Source organism: Streptomyces sp. NPDC020898 (assembly GCF_044333925.1).
Classification (GTDB): Bacteria; Actinomycetota; Actinomycetes; order Streptomycetales; family Streptomycetaceae; genus Streptomyces.
On the sequence record NZ_JBIRRV010000001.1, the window covers coordinates 1,274,993 to 1,296,801 of the forward strand.

The following is a 21,809-nucleotide window of genomic DNA, read 5'->3' on the forward strand; positions in this document are numbered from 1 at the left end:
GAAGCACGCATGGCCAATTTCTCGAAGTCGAACGTGCCGCAGTTCTCGGTGGACGTGTACCAGAACGAGTACCTGCCCGAGAGCGGCCGCGAGGTCAGCGCGATCGTGACGGTCACCGCGACCGGCGGCGGCACGGTCGGCACCGCGGTCGCGGCACCTCACCTCTACTCACCGGGCCAGGGTCCGGACGCGGCCGTGGCGATCATGGTCGACTGCTCCGGTTCGATGGACTACCCGCCGACCAAGATGCGGGGCGCCCGGGACGCGACGTCCGCCGCGATCGACGCCGTACGCGACGGTGTGCACTTCACGGTGATCGACGGCACACACGTCGCCAGGGAGGTCTATCCGGGCGGTGGGCGGCTCGCGGTCGCCGACGCGACCACCCGCGAGCAGGCCAAGCAGGCGCTGCGCCGACTCAGTGCGGGCGGCGGTACGGCCATCGGCACCTGGCTGCGCCTCGCCGACCGTCTGCTGTCATCGGCGGACGTCGCCATCCGGCACGGCATCCTGCTCACCGACGGCCGCAACGAACACGAGTCGCCGGAGGACCTGAAGGCCGCCCTGGACTCCTGCGCCGGCCGCTTCACCTGTGACGCGCGGGGCGTGGGCACCGACTGGGAGGTCAAGGAGGTCACCGGGATCGCCTCCGCGCTGCTCGGCACCGCCGACATCGTCGCCGACCCGGCACACCTCGCCGCCGACTTCACGCAGATGATGGAGACGGCCATGGGCAAGGAGGTCGCGGACGTCGCCCTGCGCCTGTGGACCCCGGTCGGCACGGAGATCAAGTTCGTCAAGCAGGTCGCGCCCACCGTCGAGGAGTTGACCGACCGCCGTACGGAGGCCGGCCCGCGCGCCGGCGACTACCCCACCGGTTCCTGGGGAGACGAGTCACGTGACTACCACGTGTGCGTCGAGGTGCCCTCGGCCAACATCGGCCAGGAAATGCTGGCGGCCCGCGTCTCCCTGGTGATCCCGCAGCCCGACGGCAGCGCCCAGAACCTCGGCGCCCAGGGCCTCGTACGGGCCGTGTGGACCGACGACATGGCTGCCTCGACGTCGATCAACCCCCAGGTCGCGCACTACACAGGTCAGGCCGAACTGGCGCAGGTCATCCAGCAGGGCCTCGATGCTCGCAAAGCGGGCGATGTCGACGGCGCAACGGCCAAGCTGGGGCGGGCCGTTCAGCTCGCCAGCGCCTCCGGAAACGCGGATACTGCGAAACTGCTTGCGAAGGTGGTGGACGTGGTCGACGCCGCGGCAGGTACTGTGCGACTGAAGGCGAAGGTCGAAGAGGCCGACGAGATGACGCTCGAAACACGGTCCACAAAGACTGTTCGTGTAAAGAAGTAACCGAACAAAACGTAGCGAAGAGGAGAGGGGGAAGCGCCGACATGCCGACCTGCCCGAACGGACACCAGTCGGGTTCCGACGACTGGTGCGAGGTCTGCGGTCACCGCATGGCCGGAGCCGTGCCCCCGCCCCCGCCGCCACCCCCGGCGCCCGGTTACGGCTACCCGCCGCCGGGTTCCGCCACCGGAGCGCCCGGCAGCCGCTCGCACCTGTCCGCCGTACCGGACGCCGAGCAGGAGCTGTGCCCGCAGTGCCGTACCCCCCGCGAGGGGGGCGCGCCCTTCTGCGAGGAGTGCCGGTGGAACTTCCTGACCAACACGGCGACCTCGTACACCCCGGCCGCCCCGCGCCCGCCTGCCCCCGGCCAGGGACAGGGCCAGGGCTACGGAGCAGGTCCCGGTGGCGCGGGCCCCGGCCAGCGGTTCCAGCCTCCGCCGCCCGGACCGTCCTACGGCGGCGGCGGCGGTGACGGCTACGACTACCAGAGCTCGCGTCCGTCGCAGATGAACCGCCCCGCCGAACCCATCCCGCCCTTCGGCAGCGACCCGTCCCGCCCGGTTCCCCCGCCCCCCGGCCCCACGCCCGGCGCGCCCGGTGGCCCCGGCGGTGGTCCGCAGGGGTACCCGCCCGGTGGCCAAGGTGGCCCCGGCGGCACGTCCCCCGGCGGTCAGCAGGGCTTCCCGCCCAGCGGGTCCGGCGGCCCTCAGGGGTACGGCTACCCGCCGCAGGGCGGCCCCGGCACGTCCGGCGGCCCGCAGGGGTACCCGCCGCAAGGCAGCCCTGGCGGTCCCGGCGGTGCTCCGCAGGCGTTCCACCCGTCCGGTCCGCCCTCCCCGCCCGCGTTCCCGCAGGAGTCGGGCCGGCACGGTGGCCAGCAGCAGACCGGCCCCGGTGGCGGCTTCGGCGGCGGTGACGACGACTGGGTGATCTCCCCGCCGTCCGGCGGCCCCGGCGGTCCGCGCACCGCTCCTGGGCCCGGCGGCGGCTACGGCTACCCGCAGCCCGGCCCGAACCAGGCCCCGCCCGCACCCGGCGGCGGCTACGGCCAGCAGCAGCCGCTGTCCTGGTCCGCGACGATCGGCCCGGACCGCGAGTACTTCATGGCGATGATGCAGCGCTCCGGCCCCGAGGCCACGGGCCTGAACCTGCCCGCGTACTCACCCGAGCAGCAGCGCGCGCTCACCGGCAACCAGATCACGATCGGCCGCCGCCGCCACTCCACGGGCGAGTCCCCGGACATCGACCTGGCGGTCCCGCCGGAGGACCCGGGCGTCTCGCACCAGCACGCGGTGCTGGTCCAGCAGCCCGACGGCAGCTGGGCGGTCGTCGACCAGAACTCGACGAACGGTACGACGGTCAACAACTCCGAGGAGCCCATCCAGCCCTTCGTCCCCGTCCCCCTCCAGGACGGCGACCGGGTGCACGTGGGCGCGTGGACGACGATCACGATCCGCCGGGGATAAGAGGGCGGCTCCCGGAAGTCCTGCGCGAAGGACTTCCGTCAGGTCGCGGGGAGGGGCCAGGCGTACGGACCTGTGGGTTCGTCCAGCCAGGCCCACTCCCGGTCGCCGCTGACCGTGATCCCGTACCGCTCCCTGACCGGCCGGTCCTCGCGCTCCCACAGCGTGTACGCCTCCTGCGGGTCGAGGCTGCCCCGGGTGAGCGCCAGCAGGAACCGGAGCAGCTCGTGGTCGCGGGTACGGCGCGGGAGGGCGCCCAGGTGCGGAACGTCCCGCTCCGGCCTGTTCCCGCCCCGCAGCGGCACGAAGTAGGCGGACGTGTGCAGGAAGCGGCCCTCGGCATGGTCGGCGTCGCGGACCGTGAGGGCGGCCAGGCCGGTGGCGAACGGGGTCAGGATGCGGGCGCCGGGGCGGGACTGGGCGAGCCAGGCGCGCGGGATCGTGGTGAGCGTGCAGGTCGCGACGATCCGGTCGAAGGGGGCGCGTTCGGGCACTCCGCGGGAGCCGTCGCCGGTGACGACGGCCGGGTGGTATCCGGCGGCAGCCAGATGCCGGCGGGCCGACTCGGTGATCTCCGGGTCCAGATCCACCGTCGTGACGAGGGCGTCGCCGAGGCGGTGGGCGAGCAGCGCCGCGTTGTACCCCGTACCGGCGCCGATCTCCAGGATGTTGTGCCCGTCCTCGACGTGCAGTTCGGCAAGCATCGCGGCCATGAGGGAGGGCTGGCTGCTGGAGGAGAGCAGCTCCCCGTCGCGTACCCGGGTCGCGAGCGGCGCGTCCGCGTAGGCCCCGCGCACCCAGCGCTCACGGGTGCGCGGATCGCGACTCTCGCCCCACAGCCGCTGCTGGCCGCCCACGGCACCGGCGTAGTAGTACGGCACGAAGAGATGCCTCGGCACCGCCTCGAACGCCTCCCGCCAGGCCGGGTCGGTGTCCCAGGCCCCGCTCGCCTCGATCACCCGCACGAGTTCAGCCCGCGCCGAGGCGGCGAGGTCGTCCAGGTCGCCTCGGTCGTCGTCCCTGCCCTCGTGGAGAGCGTGTGCGCCCATACATCCACTGTCCTGCGGCTCGGGCCGGGACGCGAGCGCCGATACCGGCCGAAACGGAAGCGGGGGCTCAGTACGGCCGGGAGGGGCTGGTCCTAAGCCTTGAGTCCTCGGTCTCCGCGTCTGAGACCATGGTGAGGTGAAAGAGATTCCGCGCGGCACGCTTCAGGAGCAGACCTTCTACGAGCAGGTCGGCGGCGAGGAGACCTTCCGGCGCCTTGTGCACCGGTTCTACGAGGGTGTCGCCGAGGACCCGCTGCTGCGGCCCATGTATCCGGAGGAGGACCTGGGCCCGGCCGAGGAACGGTTCACGCTGTTCCTGATCCAGTACTGGGGCGGCCCCACGACGTACAGCGAGAACCGCGGCCACCCCCGGCTGCGGATGCGCCACGCCCCCTTCGCCGTGGACCGGGCCGCGCACGACGCCTGGCTGAAGCACATGCGGGTGGCTGTCGAGGAGCTCGGCCTCTCCGAGGAGCACGAGCGGACGCTGTGGAACTACCTGACGTACGCGGCGGCCTCGATGGTGAACACGGAGGGCTGAGCAAGCCCTCGGCCCAGGCCTTCAGCGGACGCTGACGTCCAGCGCTCCGAGTCCCGCCCTGCGTACGGCGATCGATCCGTACGGGGTGCGCAGCCGAAGCCACGGCCCTGAAGAGACCAGTGCGAGGGGCGCCTCGCCGGATGCCGGTGCGCCCGGGCCCTGTCGGGCCGGCCGCAGGAAGCCCAGGGACTGCGCCGCGTGTACGGCCCGTACCGGCAGGCGGGTGTCCCCCACCGTCCGGGTCCAGATCTCCCGTCCGATCCGGTCGAGTTCGGCGCGGGTACGCAGCTCGGGCGTCAACTCCTGCGTACGGGACCGAAATTCGGCGATCGCCGCGGCGACCATCGCGCGCAGCGCGTCCGGCGCGGGCAGGCCCGGTTCCGGCTGCCAGCCGCCGCGCGGGGGCAGCATCCCGGCCCACGGAGGGCCGGTCACCGCGGCCGGGACGGTGAGGGTGGCGGCGGACTCGTCGACCGTCTCCAGGAGTTCCCCGGCCGACACGGTGACGTCGAGGGCGACGTCCAGTCCGTTCTCGTACGGCTTGGCGAGTCGGGCCGCGCGGATCGCGAGGACCTCGAAGGACGGGGGGCGCCCGAACACGGCGAGCGCGGTACCGGCCGCCTGGAGGCGCACCGCTGCTCCACGGTCGTAGTGGAGCAGCCGGGCGAGGAAGGCGGCGACGTCGCCCGCCTCCCCGCCGTCGGCGAAGTGCAGGACCGTCATGCGGCGACGGCCCCGCCCTCGTCGGCACTGTTTTCGTCGTTCTCGTCCGCGTCCCCGCCCGCGTCCATGTACTCCTCCAGGAACTCACGTTCCTCGGAGGTGATGCGGCGCGGGCGCTGGGTCGCGAAGTCGAACGGCACGACGACCGTCGAGGCCTGCACGTACACCTGGTCCGGGTCCTTGACCTCGTAGGTGAGCGTGAAGGCCGCCGCTCTTATCTGCGTGACCCACAGCTCGATGTCCACGGGCGCGTGCCGGTGGACCAACTGCTTTTTGTAGTCGATCTCATGGCGTGCCACCACGGACCCCTGCTGGAAATCCTTGTCCGGGCGGAACAGGAAGTCGATACGGGCTTCCTCCAGGTAGCGGAGGAAGACCACGTTGTTGACGTGGCCGTACGCGTCCATGTCCGCCCAGCGCAGGGGGCAGCGGTAGATATGCCGCAAGATCGATCAGCCCCGGGTCAGCTTCTTGTAGGTGGCGCGGTGCGGACGAGTAGCATCCGCCCCCAGCCTCTCGACCTTGTTCTTCTCATACGACTCGAAGTTGCCCTCGAACCAGTACCACTTCGACTCGCCCTCGTACGCGAGGATGTGCGTCGCGACCCGGTCCAGGAACCAGCGGTCGTGGGAGATGACCACGGCCGCACCGGGGAACTCGAGCAGCGCGTTCTCGAGCGAGGACAGCGTCTCCACGTCGAGGTCGTTGGTGGGTTCGTCGAGGAGCAGCAGGTTGCCGCCCTCTTTGAGGGTCAGCGCCAGGTTCAGACGGTTGCGCTCACCGCCGGAGAGGACACCGGCCGGCTTCTGCTGGTCCGGGCCCTTGAAGCCGAAGGCGGACACATAGGCACGCGACGGCATCTCGACCTGACCGACGTTGATGTAGTCGAGCTCGTCGGAGACGACGGCCCACAGCGACTTCTTGGGGTCGATGTTGGCGCGGCTCTGGTCGACGTAACTGATCTTGACGGTGTCGCCGACCTTGATCGCACCGGAGTCAGGGGTCTCAAGGCCCTGGATCATCTTGAACAGCGTGGTCTTGCCCGCGCCGTTCGGGCCGATGACGCCCACGATGCCGTTGCGCGGCAGGGTGAAGGACAGGTCGTCGATGAGGACCTTGTCACCGAACGCCTTGGAGAGGTTGTTGACCTCGACGACGATGGAGCCCAGACGCGGGCCCGGCGGGATCTGGATCTCCTCGAAGTCCAGCTTCCGCATCTTGTCGGCCTCGGCCGCCATCTCCTCGTAACGGGCGAGGCGCGCCTTGGACTTGGTCTGCCGGCCCTTGGCGTTGGACCGGACCCACTCCAGCTCGTCCTTGAGCCGCTTCTGCCGCTTCTCGTCCTTGCGGCCCTCGACCTTGAGGCGGGTGGACTTCTTCTCGAGGTACGTGGAGTAGTTGCCCTCGTAGGCGATCGCACGGCCGCGGTCCAGCTCGAGGATCCACTCGGCGACGTTGTTCAGGAAGTACCGGTCGTGAGTGACAGCGATGACGCAGCCCGCGTACTTCGAGAGGTGCTGCTCCAGCCAGTTCACCGACTCGGCGTCGAGGTGGTTGGTGGGCTCGTCGAGGAGAAGCAGGTCCGGAGCCTCGATCAGCAGCTTGCAGAGTGCGACGCGACGCTTCTCACCGCCGGAGAGGTTGACGACCGGCCAGTCGCCGGGCGGGCAGCCCAGCGCGTCCATGGCCTGCTCCAACTGCGCGTCGAGATCCCAGGCGTTGGCGTGATCCAGGTCTTCCTGGAGCTTGCCCATCTCGTCGAGGAGCGCGTCGGAGTAGTCGGTCGCCATCAGCTCGGCGACCTCGTTGAAGCGGTTGAGCTTGCCCATGATCTCGGCTGCGCCGTCCTGGACGTTCTCCAGGACCGTCTTGGACTCGTCCAGCTTCGGCTCCTGCATGAGGATGCCGACGGTGTAGCCGGGCGACAGGAACGCGTCACCGTTGGACGGCTGCTCCAGGCCCGCCATGATCTTCAGAACGGTGGACTTACCAGCACCGTTCGGGCCGACCACACCGATCTTCGCGCCGGGCAGGAAGCTCAGCGTCACGTCGTCAAGGATGACCTTGTCGCCGTGCGCCTTGCGCGTCTTGCGCATGGTGTAAATGTACTCAGCCAAGAGAAACCGTCCGGCAGCTTGAAATCTGGCAGTGGGCAGCGATACACCCCATCTTGCCTGACGGCTACCTCTCGTAGGAAACCAGTACGTCAGCGGCCCCGGACGCCTGGCGGGCGGGCCGGGGCCGCTTCACTCAGTGGGTCACCGTGCGGTCACACACTGTTGAGTTGTCAAGGTGCGATGTCGCTCACACTCACTTCAGGCCGCCCGGCCCGTGCGACTCCTTCTTGCCGACGAGGAGCACCACTCCGCCGCCGATCACGAGCAGGACGATCGCTATGCCGGCGATCATCGGCGTCGCGCTGGAGCCGCCGGTCTCGGCCAGATTGACGCCCTCGGCGGGGGCGTCGCCCGCCAGGGCCGGGCTGGGCTCGCTGAGCGTCTGGACCGAGTCACCGCCCGCGCCGCCCTGGATCTCGCAGTCGAGGACACCCGCGAACCGCTGCTCGAAGCCGTTCGGTCCCACAATCGTGAAGTCGTACGGCTGGTCCTCCTGCAAGGGAATCGTCACCGTCCGCGACGCCCCGGCCTCGATGGTGTGCTCGAACCCCATCAGCTGGAAGGTGAACGCCTCGTCGCCCTTGTTGGCCGCCGTGATGTCCACACCGTTCTTGGCGCAGTTCTTCTGTGCCGACAGCGCGGGGACCGGACCGGTCGCCGCCCAGTTCGCGGTCGCCATCGCGGAGACCGTGGACTCGCTGGAGCCGGCCAGGATCTGGGTCTGGCTCCTGCTGTCGGAGGCGAAGGCACGGCCGACCGGCACACTGGTCGAGGCCTGCACGCTCAGTGCGGCCGAACCGTCCACGGCGTCAGCGGGCACGTCGAAGAACACCTGGCCGCCGTCGACCGCGGACGTGACGGCCTTGCCGTCCTTGTCGACGACCCGCACCCCGCTCGTCGCCGCGTCGGCGGGCGGTATCACCGTGACGCTGTCCGCGTTGGTGTGCACCGTGACCGGTCCGAGCCGCTCCCCGGGGTGGCCGGAGACCGCGGGCGGGTCGAGAGTCAGCGAGGCCTCGGGCTCCGCGAGATCCTGCGCACTCCTCTCCAGATAGTCCGCGAGCTTCTCGGCCTGCGGGTCGACCGCGTCCACGTCCGCGCCGTCCGAGTACCGCCAGATGGCCACCTGGGTGCCCGCCGCCGCGTCCTGCTCGGTGAGACCGGCCGCACCCGCCCGGCCGGCCAGCGCCGCGAGGTCGTTGACCTGCGGGTAGGAGTTCTGCAGGATCCAGCGAATCCTGCCCGCGTCCTTGTTGACGCCCAGAGAGGTGCCGCTCCAGGAGGTCTCCTGGTACTTGGCGTCCTTCTGGGTCGGGTTGTGGAGATCCACGCAGTACGTCTGGAGCGTGCCGCCGTTGTCGACGGACATCTCGAACAGGCCCGCGGACACCTGCTGTTCGCCGCCGTCCTCATGAATGACGGCCGCGCCGAACGTCTTCAGCGCGCCTATGGTGGCGGTCGCCCCGCCCCCCTGCCACGGAGTCCCGTCGGCGACGGCCGTGCCGGCGCCGATCATCGCGCCGGTGACGGCGAGACCGGACACCATCGTCGCGGCGGCGAGCCGGGCCGCCGCCGCTCGCCTGCGCCTGGACAACGCAGAGAACGAAGAAAACACAGAATTCCCCTTCGAGCGGGACCTGTTGACGTGGGGGTGCGGTCCCACCAGCGGAATCAGAAGCCCCGTGAGCTATGCCCGGCATCCTAGAGACGTGGCGCACCGCACTTTCCAGTCCTGTGATCGGATAACCGATCCGACTCGGAATCGTTATCGCCAAGATCATCGGCGTGCCGGTCGAGGGCTGTTCACGGGTGTGGCTTATCGACAAATGCACCGGTTCGCTCGGAACGCATTCATCGATAACGCCCCTTTCACCGAACAGTTCATCGATAAGCCCCAGTTCGGTCAGCACCGGCGCGGGGCCCGGCCTGATGTCACGTCACCGCAGCCGGCTCCCGCCGCTGTCGATCCGCCGAGGCGCCCTCGTCGGGCACCGGTGTCTCCCAACTGGGTTCGGGGCGGGGCGGTGTCCCGACAGGCCCGCTCTCTCCCCTGACCGGGCCGGCCGAGCGCCGGAAGGCCGACGTACCCCGCGCGAGGTCGTGGCCGATCGCCACGGCGTCGATGTCCGCCGACGTCCAGCTCTGCCCGTCGCGGATCTCCGTGCGCACCTTCAACCGGCCCTGCACGATGACCTGTTCGCCCACCGTCAACGACGCCCCGACGTTCGTCGCGAGCGCCCGGTTCGCCCACACCGTGAAGAAGTTGGTGTGCCCGTCCGTCCACGTGTTCTTCTCGCGGTCCCAGTAGCGCGAGGTCACCGCGAGCCGGAACCGCGCCGACGCCCCCGCCGCCAGGTCTCGGTACACCGGCTGCGTCGCCACATTGCCCACCGCGCACACCATCGTCTCGTTCACGTGAACCACCCCTCTCTGCCCCGGCGCGCTCACGCCGGGCGGGTACACGTACGGGCCCGTCCCGTACGGCTGCGTCTGGCACAGCGACCGCGAGAATCCCCGGTCACCGCTTCGTCGGCGATCACGTCCGTCGTGATCGCCGCGAAGCCAGAATGCATCCGTCGGGCCGAGCCCGCTGAGCCCTGTGGACTACCGACCGGTTGTGGAAAACTCCGTCACCCGACCGAGGGACCCCCGTGTCCCCTTCGGCTCACTCCACCGGGGTCAGACAGCTGTGACCTGCCGGTCCTCCATCCCCCTGCCCGAACGCACACACGAACCCGGTGACGCATCCCCGGTCCGCCGCCGGTCGCCCACGCTCACCCCACCACCGCCCGAGCACCCGTGACCCGCACGAACTGCTCCCGTACCTCGCGATACCGCAGCAGCTCCGCCGCCACCGGGTCCAGCACCCGGGCCCGGCCGCAGCCGGCCGACGCTTCCCGCAGCCGCCGTTCCGCTTCCAGGCCGTACCGGCGGGCAGGTCCACGCGCCGCCAGTCTGCAGCTCCACTCGACGCCCGGACCACCGACGATGCCCACCGACATCAGCAGCACCGGCACGCCCAGGTTCGGTGCCATGGCGCCGACGATCTGGGCCACCAGCCACAGCCCGCCGAGGATCTGAAGGACCGTCATGGACGCCTGTGCCAGCACGGCCACCGGCCACCAGCCCGGCCGGGGCGGCCGTCCCGGGGGTGCCCCAGCCCGCGTCGCCAGCTCGTCCAGCGCCTCGGGCAGTCCCTGCGCCCCGCGTACGGCCGCCTCGCGCACCGCCAGCGCCCACGGCGCGGGCAGTCCGGCCGAGGCCCGCTCCGCCACCGTACGCACCGCCTGTTCGACTCTCTGGCGGGCCGTGGCCTCCTCGTCCGGCTGCGCGCGTACGGCGAAGCGGCCGGTGGAGGGTTCGCGCCGGTCCTGGTACCACCGCCACAACCGCAGCCACGGTGTGCCGCAGGCCCGGTTGGCGTTGCGCAGCCAGGCGCGTTCGGCGGCCTGGCCGGCGGCGGTGGCGCCCACCGCGTCGGCGAGCCGGTCGGCGAACTCGTCCCGGGCCTGCTCGCTCAGCCCGGTCCGCCGTCCGGTGGCGTAGACGGGCCGCAGCTGCCACGCGGCGGCGTCGAGGTCGGCCGAGATCCGGCGTACGGCGGCCCCGCGCTCACCCACGAACTGCCCGAGCGCCTCGCGCAGTTCGCCGATGCCGTTCCCGGTGAGCGCGGACAGCGCCAGTACGGTGGCGCCCGGTTCGCCGTACTCCCCCAGGGCGATGCCGTCCTCGTCGAGCAGTCGTCGCAGGTCGTCGAGGACCTGGTCGGCGGCCTCCCCGGGGAGCCGGTCCACCTGGTTGAGGACGACGAACATGACCTCGGCGTGCCCCGCCATGGGCCGCAGATAGCGCTCGTGGAGTACCGCGTCCGCGTACTTCTCCGGATCGACGACCCAGATGACTGCGTCGACCAGTGCCAGTACGCGGTCCACCTGCTCGCGGTGCTGGACGGCCGCCGAGTCGTGGTCAGGCAGGTCGATCAGGACCAGGCCACGCAGTTGTGCCTCCGCCTCCGCGCTCTGCAAGGGGCGCCGGCGCAGCCGTCCCGGGATGCCGAGGCGGTCGATGAGGGTCGCCGCGCCGTCGCTCCAACTGCACGCGATGGGCGCGGCGGTGGTCGGCCGGCGTACCCCGGTCTCCGAAATGGCCACTCCGGCGAGGGCGTTGAACAGCTGGGACTTGCCACTGCCGGTGGCGCCCGCGATGGCGACGACGGTGTGCTGCCCCGAGAGCCTGCGCCGGGCCGCCGCTTCGTCGAGGACCCGGCCGGCCTCGGAGAGCGACCTGCTGTCGAGCCGGGTACGGGAGAGCCCGACGAGTTCACGCAGCGCGTCCAGGCGGGACCGGAGCGGGCCGTCGTACGCCAGTGGCATCACCGGCTGGGAGACGCTGCTGGAGACCCGGGTCTCGACGACCGTCTCGCGCGTGGGAGGGTCGGTCTCGGACACGCGCCGCGCGATGAGCCCGTCGTCCCAGACGCCGGAGGCCTCGGGTTCCGTACGGCTGCCCCCGGGGGCGCCGGAGCCGGAATCGCTCGGCACGCGCGCGCGTGCGTCGCCGTTGGCGGAAGGGGTCTCCGCGGAGGCATCGTTCGCGGGCGGCCCGCTGCCGTCGGCCTTCTCCTTCTCGCTGCCCTTCTTGCTCCTGTTCTCGCTCTCTTCCTCTCTCCCCTTCTCGTTGTCCTCCTTCACCTTTTGCTTCTCCTCGGCTTCCTCGCTGTCGGAAAGGCCCTCCAATGGAGGCGCGTTTTCGGCGTCGTGGCTGTCGTGGTCGTCGGCGTGTTCCGTGGGGTCGTGGTGGTCGTGGTCAGTGACGGCGGTCACCGCGGTCACCTCTCCTTCTGCAGTACGGACAGCGCGGCGATGAGTTCGGCCTGGGGCTCCGGATGGACGTCAAGGGCGTCGAGCGGGGCGAGCCGGCGCTCGCGTTCGGTGTGCATGACCCGGTCCAGGTGATCGGCGAGCAGTCGCCCGCCGCGGTCGCGCAGCCTGAGCGCGCCGTGGGCGCCGATCCGTTCGGCGAGCCCCTCGCCCGCCGACCGGGCCCGCCGGCCGCCCAGCAGCGCGGTGGCGACGAGCGCGGCGACCGCCTCGACGTCCGGGGCGGCACTCCGGTCGAGGTCGCGCAACTCCTCCTCGGCGTACTCCTCCAGCTCGCGCCGCCACCGTCGTACCGCCATCCCGATACGGTGCTCGGCGCTCTCCGGGGACGGATCGCGGCCCGTCAGTTCCGGAGCGGCGGCGGCCGGTTCGCGCCGCCAGGCGTCGTCGACGCGTTCGTCGGCGGCGGTGACGGAACAGAGCAGGAGGGCGCAGAGGCTCTCCACGAGGGCGTCGAGGAGTTCACCCGCGGAGCAGTCGAGGGGGAAGGCACGCCACCGCTTCAACGCGTCCCCGGCGAGGACGGCGCCGGCCTGCAACCGCCCCCGCACGCGCGCGTGCTCGCTGTCGTAGGCCCCGTCGACGGCTGCGGTGAGCCGCAGCGCGGCGGAGTACTGCGCGGCGGCGGCACTGGCCAGCTCGGGCATGCGGGACTTGAGGGAGTCGAGGACGCCGTACGCCGTACGGGCCATGGCGTGTTGCCGGCTGGCCGGGTCCTGCGCCTGCTGGGTGAGCCAGGCGCGCAGCGGCGCCACCGCGGTGGCCGGAAGCAGCCCACCGCCCCAGGCGGACTCGGGCAGTTCGGGCACAGTGAAGCGCGGTACGTCGCCGAGTCCGGCCTTGGTGAGGAGGGCGCCGTACTGCCGGGACACCTCGGAGACCACCTGGTGGGGCACCCGGTCGAGGACGGTGACGAGCGAGGCGCCGTAGTCCTTGGCGGTACGCAGCAGATGCCAGGGGACGGCGTCGGCGTACCGGGCTGCCGTCGTGACCATGATCCAGATGTCGGCGGCGCAGATCAGTTCGGCGGCGAGGACACGGTTGTCGGCGACCAGGGAGTCGACGTCGGGGGCGTCGAGGAGGGCGAGCCCGCGCGGCAGACTGTCGGCGGTCTCGACGCGCAGCACCCGCGAACCGTCCTCCCCGGGGAGCAGCAGATCGTCGCCGGGGTCCTGGCCCGGCTCCTGTTGGGGCACCCACACGCGTGTGAGGTCGGGCAGTACCCGCATCCCGCTGAACCAGTGATGGTCCTCGGGATGGCACACCAGCACCGGCGTCCGGGTCGTGGGCCGCAGCACGCCGGCCTCGCTGACCCGGCGCCCCACAAGGGAGTTGACGAGCGTCGACTTCCCTGCCCCGGTGGACCCGCCCACAACTGCGAGCAAGGGCGCTTCAGGTTCTCTCAGGCGGGGCACCAAGTAGTCGTCGAGTTGCGCAAGCAGTTCGTCGCGGTTGGCACGCGCGCGTGGAGCCCCCGCCAGGGGCAGCGGGAAGCGTGCGGCGGCGACACGGTCACGCAGAGCGGAGAGTGCGTCGAGCAGCTGAGGCCGTACGTCCAAGGTCACCACATGCGAAGAATGCCCAATTTTAGGGGAATTCTGAAGCATATGAGCATGTCTGCGCGCCGACGGGACACAAGGGATGGAAGGGACGACTGGGACGTAGGTGCAGTCCAGGCATAACGAGTGCACAACACCCGATGCGCGAGAGGGCAAAAGCGGTGCACGATTCGTACCTGCCTGCGATTATCAGGACCGCTTCACTGAACCTCCACATTGAGCCACGGAGGTGAAGCAACCTGGACAAGGACCCGGGAGCCCTATCCTTGTCCCCGGCAGCGTCACGGATCAGCCCACACCCGGGCGCATCACGACCGAGGCCACCACACCCGGCCCCCGTAGCTCAGTGGATAGAGCAGGCGCCTTCTAAGCGCTTGGCCGCAGGTTCGAGTCCTGCCGGGGGCGCCCATTTTTGCAGGTCAGAGACGCTCTTCACCCGCCACAAGATCGCTTGAGGCGGGTTTTTTGACACCCTCATTGGGCTTTTCATCCCACTTTGCCGCCGGGTCCGACGCGGCTGATGCCCGTGCTCGACCCGATGCCAGGGATCCCGACGAGTCACCACCGAGTCCCCTGGTCTGACCGGGCCGAGCAAGTACGGGACATGCCGGTCGATGTCATCGAGTCCGCGCGCCGTGAGCGGGCGCCTCTGGAGAAGGTGGCCGAACTGGTGGTGTGCGGTGAGATCCGGTCGGCGAACGTGGTGGCCGCCCTCCTGAGGACGTGAAGGAAGTCGACCGCGGCGACTCCGTCACGTACGACGCCACGCCGAGCGCCAACTCCGCGCTGGGCGGACGTACTCATACCCTCTGGAGCTCAGGCACGTCGGCCCCCACCGCGCCATGAAGCAACGACATGAGGCACCAAGGATCCTCACCACCAACTTCCCTTCACATAACAGCCGTTGTCCTGGCTGAAGGTCTCGTGTTCCACTAATCTCCATCCGCCACATCGACCACCCGCTCCCGGGCGGGACAGCATCCACGGGGGAGATGCGTGTATGAGGACTTGGGCTTCGAGAAACTCCTCGACGCGAGCGGTTTCTTCGCACGCCTGTTAGGGCGGTCGCCCTCGGGTGCCGACTGCAAGCCCTTGTACGGCCCTGACCTGCCCGTGGTGCTGCTCACCGGCGGCCCGGGGATGGGCAAGGGGCGGCTGCTGCAGGCGGTGCACGACCGTTTCGCCCGCCAGGTGCCGGTGATCCGTCTGGACTGCGCCTCACCGATGTACGCGGATCGGGCCGGGCCGGAGCCCGGTGCCCGCTCGGCGGTGACCGAGGCCCTGGTCGAGGCCGCTCTGCTGCTGCACACCTGGCGGGGAACGGGAGGCGCGTTCACCTTCCCGCGGTTCTTCGCAGGCCTGGCGGTGATCGCGACCGGCGTCGCGGGTGGCACCGGTGAGGCGATCAGGACAGAGGTCGAGCGGTACGAGGAGCTGATCCAGCAGCCGCGCCTGCGCGGTTTGGGGGCGCGCGACTTCTGGCGCGGCGCGCTTCTCGGGGCCGTACGGAAAATGCTGGAGGTCATGGCCGGACAGGCGCTCGGCCCGTATGGGGCCGCCGCGCTCACCGCGCTGCTCGACGCCCTCTTCGAGCGCCTGACGCCCCGGGGCGAGGCGGAACTGACCCGGATCTACGGCGAGTATCCCGGCGCGGCCGGCCAGCCAAAGCACGGGCTGCGCAGGCTCGCCGCCGACTTCCGGGCCGGCGGCGAGCGGCGGGAGGACGCGGAGCGCTTCTTGTTCCGGGCGCTGCGCGAGGATCTGGAGGCGGCGTACGGCGGTCTGGGGGGCTGGCTGGGCCGGGTCGGCCGCCCGGGACTGCTGCTGGACCACGCCGAAGAACCGCTGGGCGAGCGGCTGCTGCGCGCCGTGCTCACCGACCGCCGGGACGGGCAGCGCGACCGCGTGGTGATCGTGGGCACAGCACGGCGGGCGGACGGCGGCGACTTCCTGCTCGGGGGTCTGCCACCGAGGGAGGTGGCGGCGTTCAGGCCCGCCGACGGGGTGCCGACCACCTGGTCCCGCCGCGAGGACCCGGAGGAGGACCGGGGCCCACTGTCCGCCGGGGTGCTCATGCTGCGGATGCCTTTCCTCACCGGCGACCAGCTCCGCCGGGCGACCGAGCGAATACAGCTGGGCGCGGAGCGGGAGGGCGGTATGCATCGCCGCCGTATCACCGCCGCCGTGGCCCAGCTGAGCGGCGGCCGACCGCACACGGTGATCCGGCTGGCCACCGCTGCCGCCGACCACCGGATGGAGACGGACGCCAACGACCGGGCCATCCTGGCCGCCAAGCTGCACCACCCGGACGGCGGCCCCGAGCGGCCGGTGACGGACGTACTGCTTCAGGAACTGATCCGCGACCAGCTGCCGGTGCGGCTTCCGGCCGATCACCATGACCAGTGGCTCGATCTCCTCACCCATCTGTCGGTGGCGCACGACCCGGAGTGCGCGGACGTCCTGTTGCGCCATCACCAGGCGGACCGTGTCCTGCGCCTGACGGCACATGAGGTCGCGCGGCTACTCAACGACACCGGGTGGCCCCACTGCAAGCGGCACTTCATCGGGGACTTCGGCCTGCGCCAACTGCTGGTGCACCGGCTGTACGGGCTGGAGCGCGACGGGGCCGTCTGGTACGCCGACCACCATCTGCTGCGCGACCACTACGCCGTGAGCGAGCCGAACGGCGGTGCGTTCCACTCGGTGACGACCCATCAGATGAACCACCACCTCGTCTCCGGCGGCGTCGACGACGTGGTCCGCCACCTCGCCGCCACCCTCCCCGGCCGCCCCCGTCAGTGGTGCGAGGACTTGCTGGAGATCGCCCAGGCGCCCTATCCGGGCGGGGCGGACGAGCGCCGCAAGCGCGCTCAGGGCCTGGTACGAGTGGACGGGCCGCCGCTGCGCCGCACCGTCGACCAACTGCTGCACGCCGTATGGCTGTGCGAGGAGCGCACCAGGCCGACCGGGGGCGAAATGGCCCGCACGCTGGAGCAGTTGCTGAGGCAACTGTCGACCATGGACTTCGACGGCGCCGGAGAACTCGGCCCGACAGCCACCGAGTGGAGCCACCTGGCCGCGAACGAGCAGCCGTTGCTCCGCTGCGACTGCACCGATCAGCTCGGCCGAAGGAGGTAACGGGGATGCCCAGCTGGATACCCAGGTGGAACAGACTGCCCAGGTGGGGAAAGATCCTCTACGCGCTGGCGGGCGTGGCGGTGCTCGTGGCCGCCGGCGTATACGGCGTTCCCGCCCTCCAGAAGCCGGACACCTGCCACGACGGCATCGAGAAGATCGGCGGCGAGTGCATCGGCGTCGACGGCGCGGGCTACGACTTCGGCACACCGGAGATCAGCGCCGTGGCCAAGGCCATCTCGGAGGAGAACAAGAGGATCGCTAACCAGCCTCACGTCACCGTGGCGATGATGCTGCCCCTCAAGTCGGACACGGCGGGGCTGCGGCGGCAGATGCGCAGTGACCTCCAGGGCGCGTATCTGGGACAGCGGCAGGCCAACTCAGGGGAGGGCCAAGTGCCCAAGATCCGGCTGGTGCTGGCCAACCCCGGGCTGAACTACGGCCATCAGGACAAGGTCGTGAGCACGCTGCTCGACATGGCCGAATCCGACAAGGACAAGCTGCGGGCCGTCACGGGCTTCAACCTCACCCTCGACGCCACCGAGGAGGCCGTAGAACGTCTGACGGAAAACGGCGTCCCGGTGCTCGCCTCCCGGATCAGTGGAGACGGGATCGCGAACGTCGACGGAAAGAAGCAACGGTTCCCCGGCCTGGCCCGGATCATCCCCACCAACGGCAACGCGGCCGAGGCCCTGGCCAACTTCAACGGCGAGCGGGGCCGGGAGGATGCCAGGACGGTGCTGGTCTACGACGCCCGCCCGGATGCCTACGACGAGTCGCTGGCGAGCGCGTTCCGGGGGATCAAGGAGACGGGTCCGGCCGGTCCCGCCGACATGTCCTTCGAATCCCCGGGGATCGACAAGGCCGGCTCGACCGGCAGCCAGTTCGAGCAGATCGCCAACAACATCTGCGGTTCTGCGGCCGACACCGTCTACTTCGCGGGGCGCACGCTGCACCTGCGGATCTTCGCACTCACGCTCGCCAAGCAGACCTGCGCGAACCGGCACTTCACCCTGGTCAGCGGCTCCGATGCCGCCTCGCTGCGGCAGGCCATGTCCGAGAAGGACTGGGCGCAGCTGCGCGGCGAGGGCGGCGCGGCGAAGGTGACGGTCCAGTACGCCGCCCCCGCGCACCCGGCCGCCTGGGACACCGAACTGGCCGCCTGGACCAAGCGGTGGAAGGAGACCCACCGCCGCGAGCCCACTGCGAACGAACTCCCCCAGTACCTCACGGAGCCCAAGGCAGCCCTGGACGGCCTCAGCGACCTGATCAAGAGCACGAGCACGGCGGGCACGGGTCTCGGCTCCAGCCCGAACCTGGAGGACTCCCGCACCATGCTCGTCTACGACGGCCTCATCACCATCGGCACGGCCCTGCACGAGGTCCAGGGCAACGACGCCGAGCAGTCGCCCAGCCTCGCGGACGTCCGCCAGGAGTGGTCGAAACTCCAGTCGGTGCACCGGGTGAGGGGCACGAGTGGCCTGATCTGCCTGACCAGTGGCGGGAACCCGTACGACAAGCCGGTCGCGGTGGTCGAACTGAACCCGGGCCAGGGCGTGCGCGGGACCCTGAAGTTCGTCGGTCTGGGCTGGCCCACCGGCAAGGAACAGCCGAAGAACTGCGTGATCCCGAGCGGCACCTCCTGAGCCGGCCGACCCCTCTCTCAGCTCACCCCCAGCAGACTCTCGGCGATTCCTCGGTTCGCTGTCGCGCTCCTCCCTGCCGGGCTCGGAATGAGCGCTCACTGGGTGCGCAGTCACAGACCCTTTACCTATCCGCATCGAACGCCCTGGCTCCGGCCAGCCCGCTCTCGGGGCTTGTTCCAGACACGGCCGGGGACTGGAGGGGCTGTTCTCCGTTCTACCGACCGTTCCTCTGACACCGCGGGCACCACACCGTGGTGCGGCCCGCCGTGCGGGATCGGTGTAGGGAGTTGCCGCAGCGGGGGCAGGTGGGGGTGGGGTCGTCGCGGTGGCCGGTCAGCCAGGAGGCGCGGGGTGGGACGCGGCCGGCGGTGACCGCGGAGCGCAGGGTGCGGCGCATGTGTGTGTACAGGCGGCGGCAGTCGTCCTCGGTGAGATCGCTCGCCCGGCTGGTGGGGCGCAGTCTCGCGCGCCACAGGATCTCGTCGGCGAGGAGGTTGCCGAGGCCGGCCAGGACGGACTGGTCGGTGAGGGCCCTCTTGACGCTGCTCCGGCGTGCGGAGAGCACGGCCGTGAACTCCTCGCGGTCCACCGCCAGGGCGTCGGGTCCCTGGCCGGCCAGGAGCCGTGCGACCTGCGACTCGTCGTCGGCCAGCCAGAGGCCCTGGAGTTTGCGCTGGTCGTGGTAGCGGAGTTGACGGTCGCGGGCCACGGTGAACAGCACGCGGTCGTGTGCCTCGACCTCGTCGTCGGGGTGGGCGCAGAGCAGCCGGCCGGTCATGCCGAAGTGCAGCATGAGAGTGGGGCCGCCGGTGTGTGCGAGCAGCCACTTGCCGTGCCGCTCCGGCTCGGTGAGCCGCCGGCCTTGCAGCGCGTCACGCAGCCGCCGTGCGCTCACCCCGTGCAGTACCCCGGGGTCGCGCACGTCGACGCGCTGGATGACCTTGCCCTTCGCGCAGGAGTCGAGCACCTTCCGGAACCCCTCGACGTCCGGCAGTTCAGGCATGGGACACATCCGCTCTGGGGCCACCAGCCCTTGCCGTAGGAAACCGGGGAAACAGGGCTCGGCACACGCTTCCGGATTCGGGCTCCGTGCTGCGCGCTACACGTTCGATCTACGTGCTACGTGTTTGATGTGGCGGCGCTGATGTCGCCGAGCGCCGACTCCGGATCACGTTCGATGGCCATGTCCCCGAGGGAGACGATGCCCACCGGCCTGTCGCCGTCGACGACCGGGATCCGGCGTACGGAGTGCTCCCGCATCAGCTGCACCGCGTGCGTCAGGTCCTCGTCGGGGCCCACCGTGACCAGGTCCTCGCTGCAGGCCTGAACCACCGTGGTCTGTTCCGGGTCGACGCCTTCCGCGATCGCCCGCACCACCAGGTCGCGGTCGCTGACGAGGCCGCGGAGCCGGTCGCCGTCGGTCACCAGGACGGCTCCGAGGTCCTGATCGCGCATCAGCTGGGCCACCGCCCTCACGGATGCCTGCGGTTCCACCGACAGGGGTGCGCTCGTCATGATGTCGCGTACGTGCTGCGCCATGGCGCTTCCTTCCTCTGATCTGAAGGGTGTCGAGGTCGCTGAGCCGGCCGGGTACCCGCTTCGTACGGCCGCGCACGTGGTCCACCGAATTCGGGCCGACGGTCAGGTCCCGCCCGGGCCTCCGCTGCCGAACGAGCCGCCGGAGCGGTGACTCCAGCGCCGGCGTTTCTGGTTCTCGCTGCGTTTGGTGCCGGAGGCCTGGAGATTGTGCGGGGTGAGCCGCTCGCCCTCGTCCGAGGCTCGGGGAACCTCGTTCGGTTCCCGTATCTGCCGGGTCTCGTGGACCGGCCCGGATGCGGGGAGCGTGGGCTGTTCGTGTCGTCCCGGAGGTCCCGGTTCGCGGCGTTTCACCTTGATGCCGAGCCGTACGGACCACACCAGGGCTCCGGCGATGAGGAGACCGCAGACGAGGACGGCGATCACACCGGCCGGGTTGGTCGCGGCTGTCTGATAGGCGATCTGATCGGCGATGGCGTTCATCTCGGCCGAGTACCCAGGTCCGGGCCGCGAATGCCGAGTACCCAGGTCCGGGCCGCGAATACGGAGTGCGGCCGGGGTTCGTGGTTCGTGCGGTCTCCGTCGTCGGGTGACTCCTCTCTGGCGAACGGGGTACTCGCGGGCGCATGCGGGTCAGCGTGGTGGATGCGGGTTCGAACACGGTGCGGTTGGCGATCGCGGACACGGGCGGGGGTGTGCCGCTCCCGGTGCACACGGTCAAGTGGAAGCTGCGGCTGTCCGAGCAGGTCCAGCCCGACGGGACCATCGGCGACGAGTCGTTGGAGCGGCTGGTCCTGGCCGTGGCGGCTGCCGGGAAGAAGGCGCAGGACTGGAACGCGACCGCCCTGCTCGCGTTCGCGACAGCCGTGGTGCGTCGCGCCCCGAACCGCCAGGAGGTGCTGGCCACCGTGCGGGCGGAGACCGGTATCCGCATGTGTGTTCTACCCGGCGAGACCGAGGCAGAGCTGACGTTCCTGGCGGCCCGCCGCTGGATGGGCTGGCACGCCGGCCCCCTGGCGGTGCTCGACATCGGAGGCGGCTCGCTCGAAGTGGCCTTCGGCCGGGGCCGTCTGCCCGACTTCGCCGTCTCGCTGCCCCTCGGTGCGAACCGGCTGACCAGGGACTTCTTCACCACCGAGGACCCGCCCACGAGGCTGGAGATCAAGGCGTTGCGCCGTGCGGTCCGCCATCAACTGCGGGACGCGGCGGACCGGATCCGCTGGGAGAGCCCGCGCACCGTCGTGGTCACCTCCCGGACGTTCCAGCAGCTGGCCCGATTGTGCGGAGCCGCTCCTGGGCGCCACGGCCCTTTCGAGCCGCGCACCATGCGGCGCGCGGATCTGTGCAGGGCGATCCGTGTCCTCGCCGCGATGCCCACCGCCGAGCGCGCCGAGTTGGCCGGTATCTCCGCGCCGCGCGCCGGCCAGAGCCTGGCCGGCGCGATCGTCGGCCACACCGCGCTGAAACTCATGGCCGCGCCCGTGGTCTCGGTCTGTCCGTGGGCGGTCCGTGAAGGTGTGCTGCTGCGCCACATGGAGGACGGCGGGGACTGGTGGCCAGGCACCAACGGCGACACCCTCCCGATGACGCCGCACGATCCCCTGCGGCTGGCCGTCCTGCCCTCCCCGCCGCGCGATCGGAGCGGATCCAGATCGTGATCTGCGCGGGTCCTTCGGAGCAGCGGGCCTGCTGACGCCTCCGGCTCCTCCGGCTCCTCTGACTCCTCGCGTGTCCACGCGGCTCCGGGACTCAGGGGGCGGATGGCGCCCCTTCCGTGTCAGCCGACCCCTGCGGGGCACTCGTGGTC

18 protein-coding genes and 1 tRNA gene are annotated in these 21,809 nt (G+C 70.7%); 8 read left to right on the top strand and 11 right to left on the bottom strand.

Annotated features, from left to right (window positions below; translation table 11 throughout):
- Nucleotides 1–9: 9 nt before the first annotated feature.
- Nucleotides 10–1,356 (top strand): VWA domain-containing protein, encoded by a 1,347-nt coding sequence (locus ACH4TV_RS05555; protein ID WP_398394462.1) that lies wholly within the window; start codon nucleotides 10–12, stop codon nucleotides 1,354–1,356.
- Between the two features lie 41 nt (nucleotides 1,357–1,397).
- On the top strand, nucleotides 1,398–2,819 hold the full coding sequence (locus ACH4TV_RS05560; RefSeq protein ID WP_398394464.1) for an FHA domain-containing protein: 1,422 nt from the start codon (nucleotides 1,398–1,400) through the stop codon (nucleotides 2,817–2,819).
- Nucleotides 2,820–2,857: 38 nt separating this feature from the next.
- On the opposite strand, the gene ACH4TV_RS05565 is transcribed toward ACH4TV_RS05560, so the two are convergent.
- A complete protein-coding gene (locus ACH4TV_RS05565) occupies nucleotides 2,858–3,865 on the bottom strand; it encodes a methyltransferase domain-containing protein (RefSeq protein WP_398394466.1) in 1,008 nt (335 codons plus the stop codon).
- A 136-nt stretch (nucleotides 3,866–4,001) separates the two neighbouring features.
- On the opposite strand from ACH4TV_RS05565, the gene ACH4TV_RS05570 reads away from it, so the two are divergent.
- Nucleotides 4,002–4,406 (top strand): globin, encoded by a 405-nt coding sequence (locus tag ACH4TV_RS05570; RefSeq protein ID WP_369033295.1) that lies wholly within the window; start codon nucleotides 4,002–4,004, stop codon nucleotides 4,404–4,406.
- 21 nt (nucleotides 4,407–4,427) lie between these two features.
- Here the strand turns inward: ACH4TV_RS05570 and ACH4TV_RS05575 are convergent, their stop codons facing one another.
- The 7 genes from ACH4TV_RS05575 to ACH4TV_RS05605 all read right to left on the bottom strand — a co-directional run bounded on the left by ACH4TV_RS05575 (nucleotide 4,428) and on the right by ACH4TV_RS05605 (nucleotide 13,694).
- The gene (locus tag ACH4TV_RS05575) at nucleotides 4,428–5,129 is read right to left on the bottom strand and encodes a hypothetical protein (RefSeq protein WP_398394468.1); all 702 of its coding nucleotides are present in this window, start codon (nucleotides 5,127–5,129) and stop codon (nucleotides 4,428–4,430) included.
- Complete coding sequence (locus ACH4TV_RS05580) at nucleotides 5,126–5,575, bottom strand: acyl-CoA thioesterase (RefSeq protein WP_398394470.1); 450 nt, start codon at nucleotides 5,573–5,575, stop codon at nucleotides 5,126–5,128. Before ACH4TV_RS05580 ends, ACH4TV_RS05575 begins: the two co-directional genes overlap by 4 nt.
- 6 nt (nucleotides 5,576–5,581) lie before the next feature.
- Nucleotides 5,582–7,246, bottom strand: coding sequence for an energy-dependent translational throttle protein EttA (gene ettA, locus ACH4TV_RS05585; protein ID WP_398394472.1), 1,665 nt, complete (start codon nucleotides 7,244–7,246; stop codon nucleotides 5,582–5,584).
- 193 nt (nucleotides 7,247–7,439) lie between these two features.
- Nucleotides 7,440–8,861: a TQXA domain-containing protein gene (locus tag ACH4TV_RS05590; RefSeq protein WP_398394473.1), complete on the bottom strand. Its 1,422-nt coding sequence runs from the start codon at nucleotides 8,859–8,861 to the stop codon at nucleotides 7,440–7,442.
- Nucleotides 8,862–9,178: 317 nt separating this feature from the next.
- Complete coding sequence (locus ACH4TV_RS05595; protein WP_398394475.1) at nucleotides 9,179–9,661, bottom strand: single-stranded DNA-binding protein; 483 nt, start codon at nucleotides 9,659–9,661, stop codon at nucleotides 9,179–9,181.
- A gap of 359 nt (nucleotides 9,662–10,020) precedes the next feature.
- A complete protein-coding gene (locus ACH4TV_RS05600) occupies nucleotides 10,021–12,069 on the bottom strand; it encodes a GTPase (protein ID WP_398394477.1) in 2,049 nt (682 codons plus the stop codon).
- A gap of 5 nt (nucleotides 12,070–12,074) precedes the next feature.
- Nucleotides 12,075–13,694 carry a dynamin family protein gene (locus tag ACH4TV_RS05605; protein ID WP_398394479.1) on the bottom strand — a complete coding sequence of 540 codons (1,620 nt, stop codon included), beginning with the start codon at nucleotides 13,692–13,694 and terminating at the stop codon, nucleotides 12,075–12,077.
- A gap of 323 nt (nucleotides 13,695–14,017) precedes the next feature.
- Here ACH4TV_RS05605 and ACH4TV_RS05610 point away from each other — a divergent pair.
- The 4 genes from ACH4TV_RS05610 (at nucleotide 14,018) to ACH4TV_RS05625 (ending at nucleotide 18,466) form a co-directional block, all read left to right on the top strand.
- Nucleotides 14,018–14,090: transfer RNA gene (locus ACH4TV_RS05610), tRNA-Arg, on the top strand.
- A gap of 199 nt (nucleotides 14,091–14,289) precedes the next feature.
- Nucleotides 14,290–14,412, top strand: coding sequence for a hypothetical protein (locus ACH4TV_RS05615; protein WP_398394481.1), 123 nt, complete (start codon nucleotides 14,290–14,292; stop codon nucleotides 14,410–14,412).
- Between the two features lie 269 nt (nucleotides 14,413–14,681).
- The gene (locus tag ACH4TV_RS05620; protein WP_398394483.1) at nucleotides 14,682–16,823 is read left to right on the top strand and encodes a hypothetical protein; all 2,142 of its coding nucleotides are present in this window, start codon (nucleotides 14,682–14,684) and stop codon (nucleotides 16,821–16,823) included.
- A 5-nt stretch (nucleotides 16,824–16,828) separates the two neighbouring features.
- Nucleotides 16,829–18,466 carry an amino acid ABC transporter substrate-binding protein gene (locus ACH4TV_RS05625; protein ID WP_398394485.1) on the top strand — a complete coding sequence of 546 codons (1,638 nt, stop codon included), beginning with the start codon at nucleotides 16,829–16,831 and terminating at the stop codon, nucleotides 18,464–18,466.
- Nucleotides 18,467–18,680: 214 nt separating this feature from the next.
- Here ACH4TV_RS05625 and ACH4TV_RS05630 read toward each other — a convergent pair whose 3' ends face one another.
- From ACH4TV_RS05630 to ACH4TV_RS05640, 3 genes are all read right to left on the bottom strand, one after another.
- Complete coding sequence (locus tag ACH4TV_RS05630; RefSeq protein ID WP_398394486.1) at nucleotides 18,681–19,469, bottom strand: Fpg/Nei family DNA glycosylase; 789 nt, start codon at nucleotides 19,467–19,469, stop codon at nucleotides 18,681–18,683.
- Between the two features lie 116 nt (nucleotides 19,470–19,585).
- Nucleotides 19,586–20,005, bottom strand: coding sequence for a CBS domain-containing protein (locus ACH4TV_RS05635; RefSeq protein ID WP_398394488.1), 420 nt, complete (start codon nucleotides 20,003–20,005; stop codon nucleotides 19,586–19,588).
- A gap of 102 nt (nucleotides 20,006–20,107) precedes the next feature.
- Nucleotides 20,108–20,485 (bottom strand): DUF6479 family protein, encoded by a 378-nt coding sequence (locus ACH4TV_RS05640; protein ID WP_398394490.1) that lies wholly within the window; start codon nucleotides 20,483–20,485, stop codon nucleotides 20,108–20,110.
- A gap of 143 nt (nucleotides 20,486–20,628) precedes the next feature.
- On the opposite strand from ACH4TV_RS05640, the gene ACH4TV_RS05645 reads away from it, so the two are divergent.
- Nucleotides 20,629–21,660 (top strand): Ppx/GppA family phosphatase, encoded by a 1,032-nt coding sequence (locus ACH4TV_RS05645; protein WP_398394492.1) that lies wholly within the window; start codon nucleotides 20,629–20,631, stop codon nucleotides 21,658–21,660.
- Nucleotides 21,661–21,809: the final 149 nt, after the last annotated feature.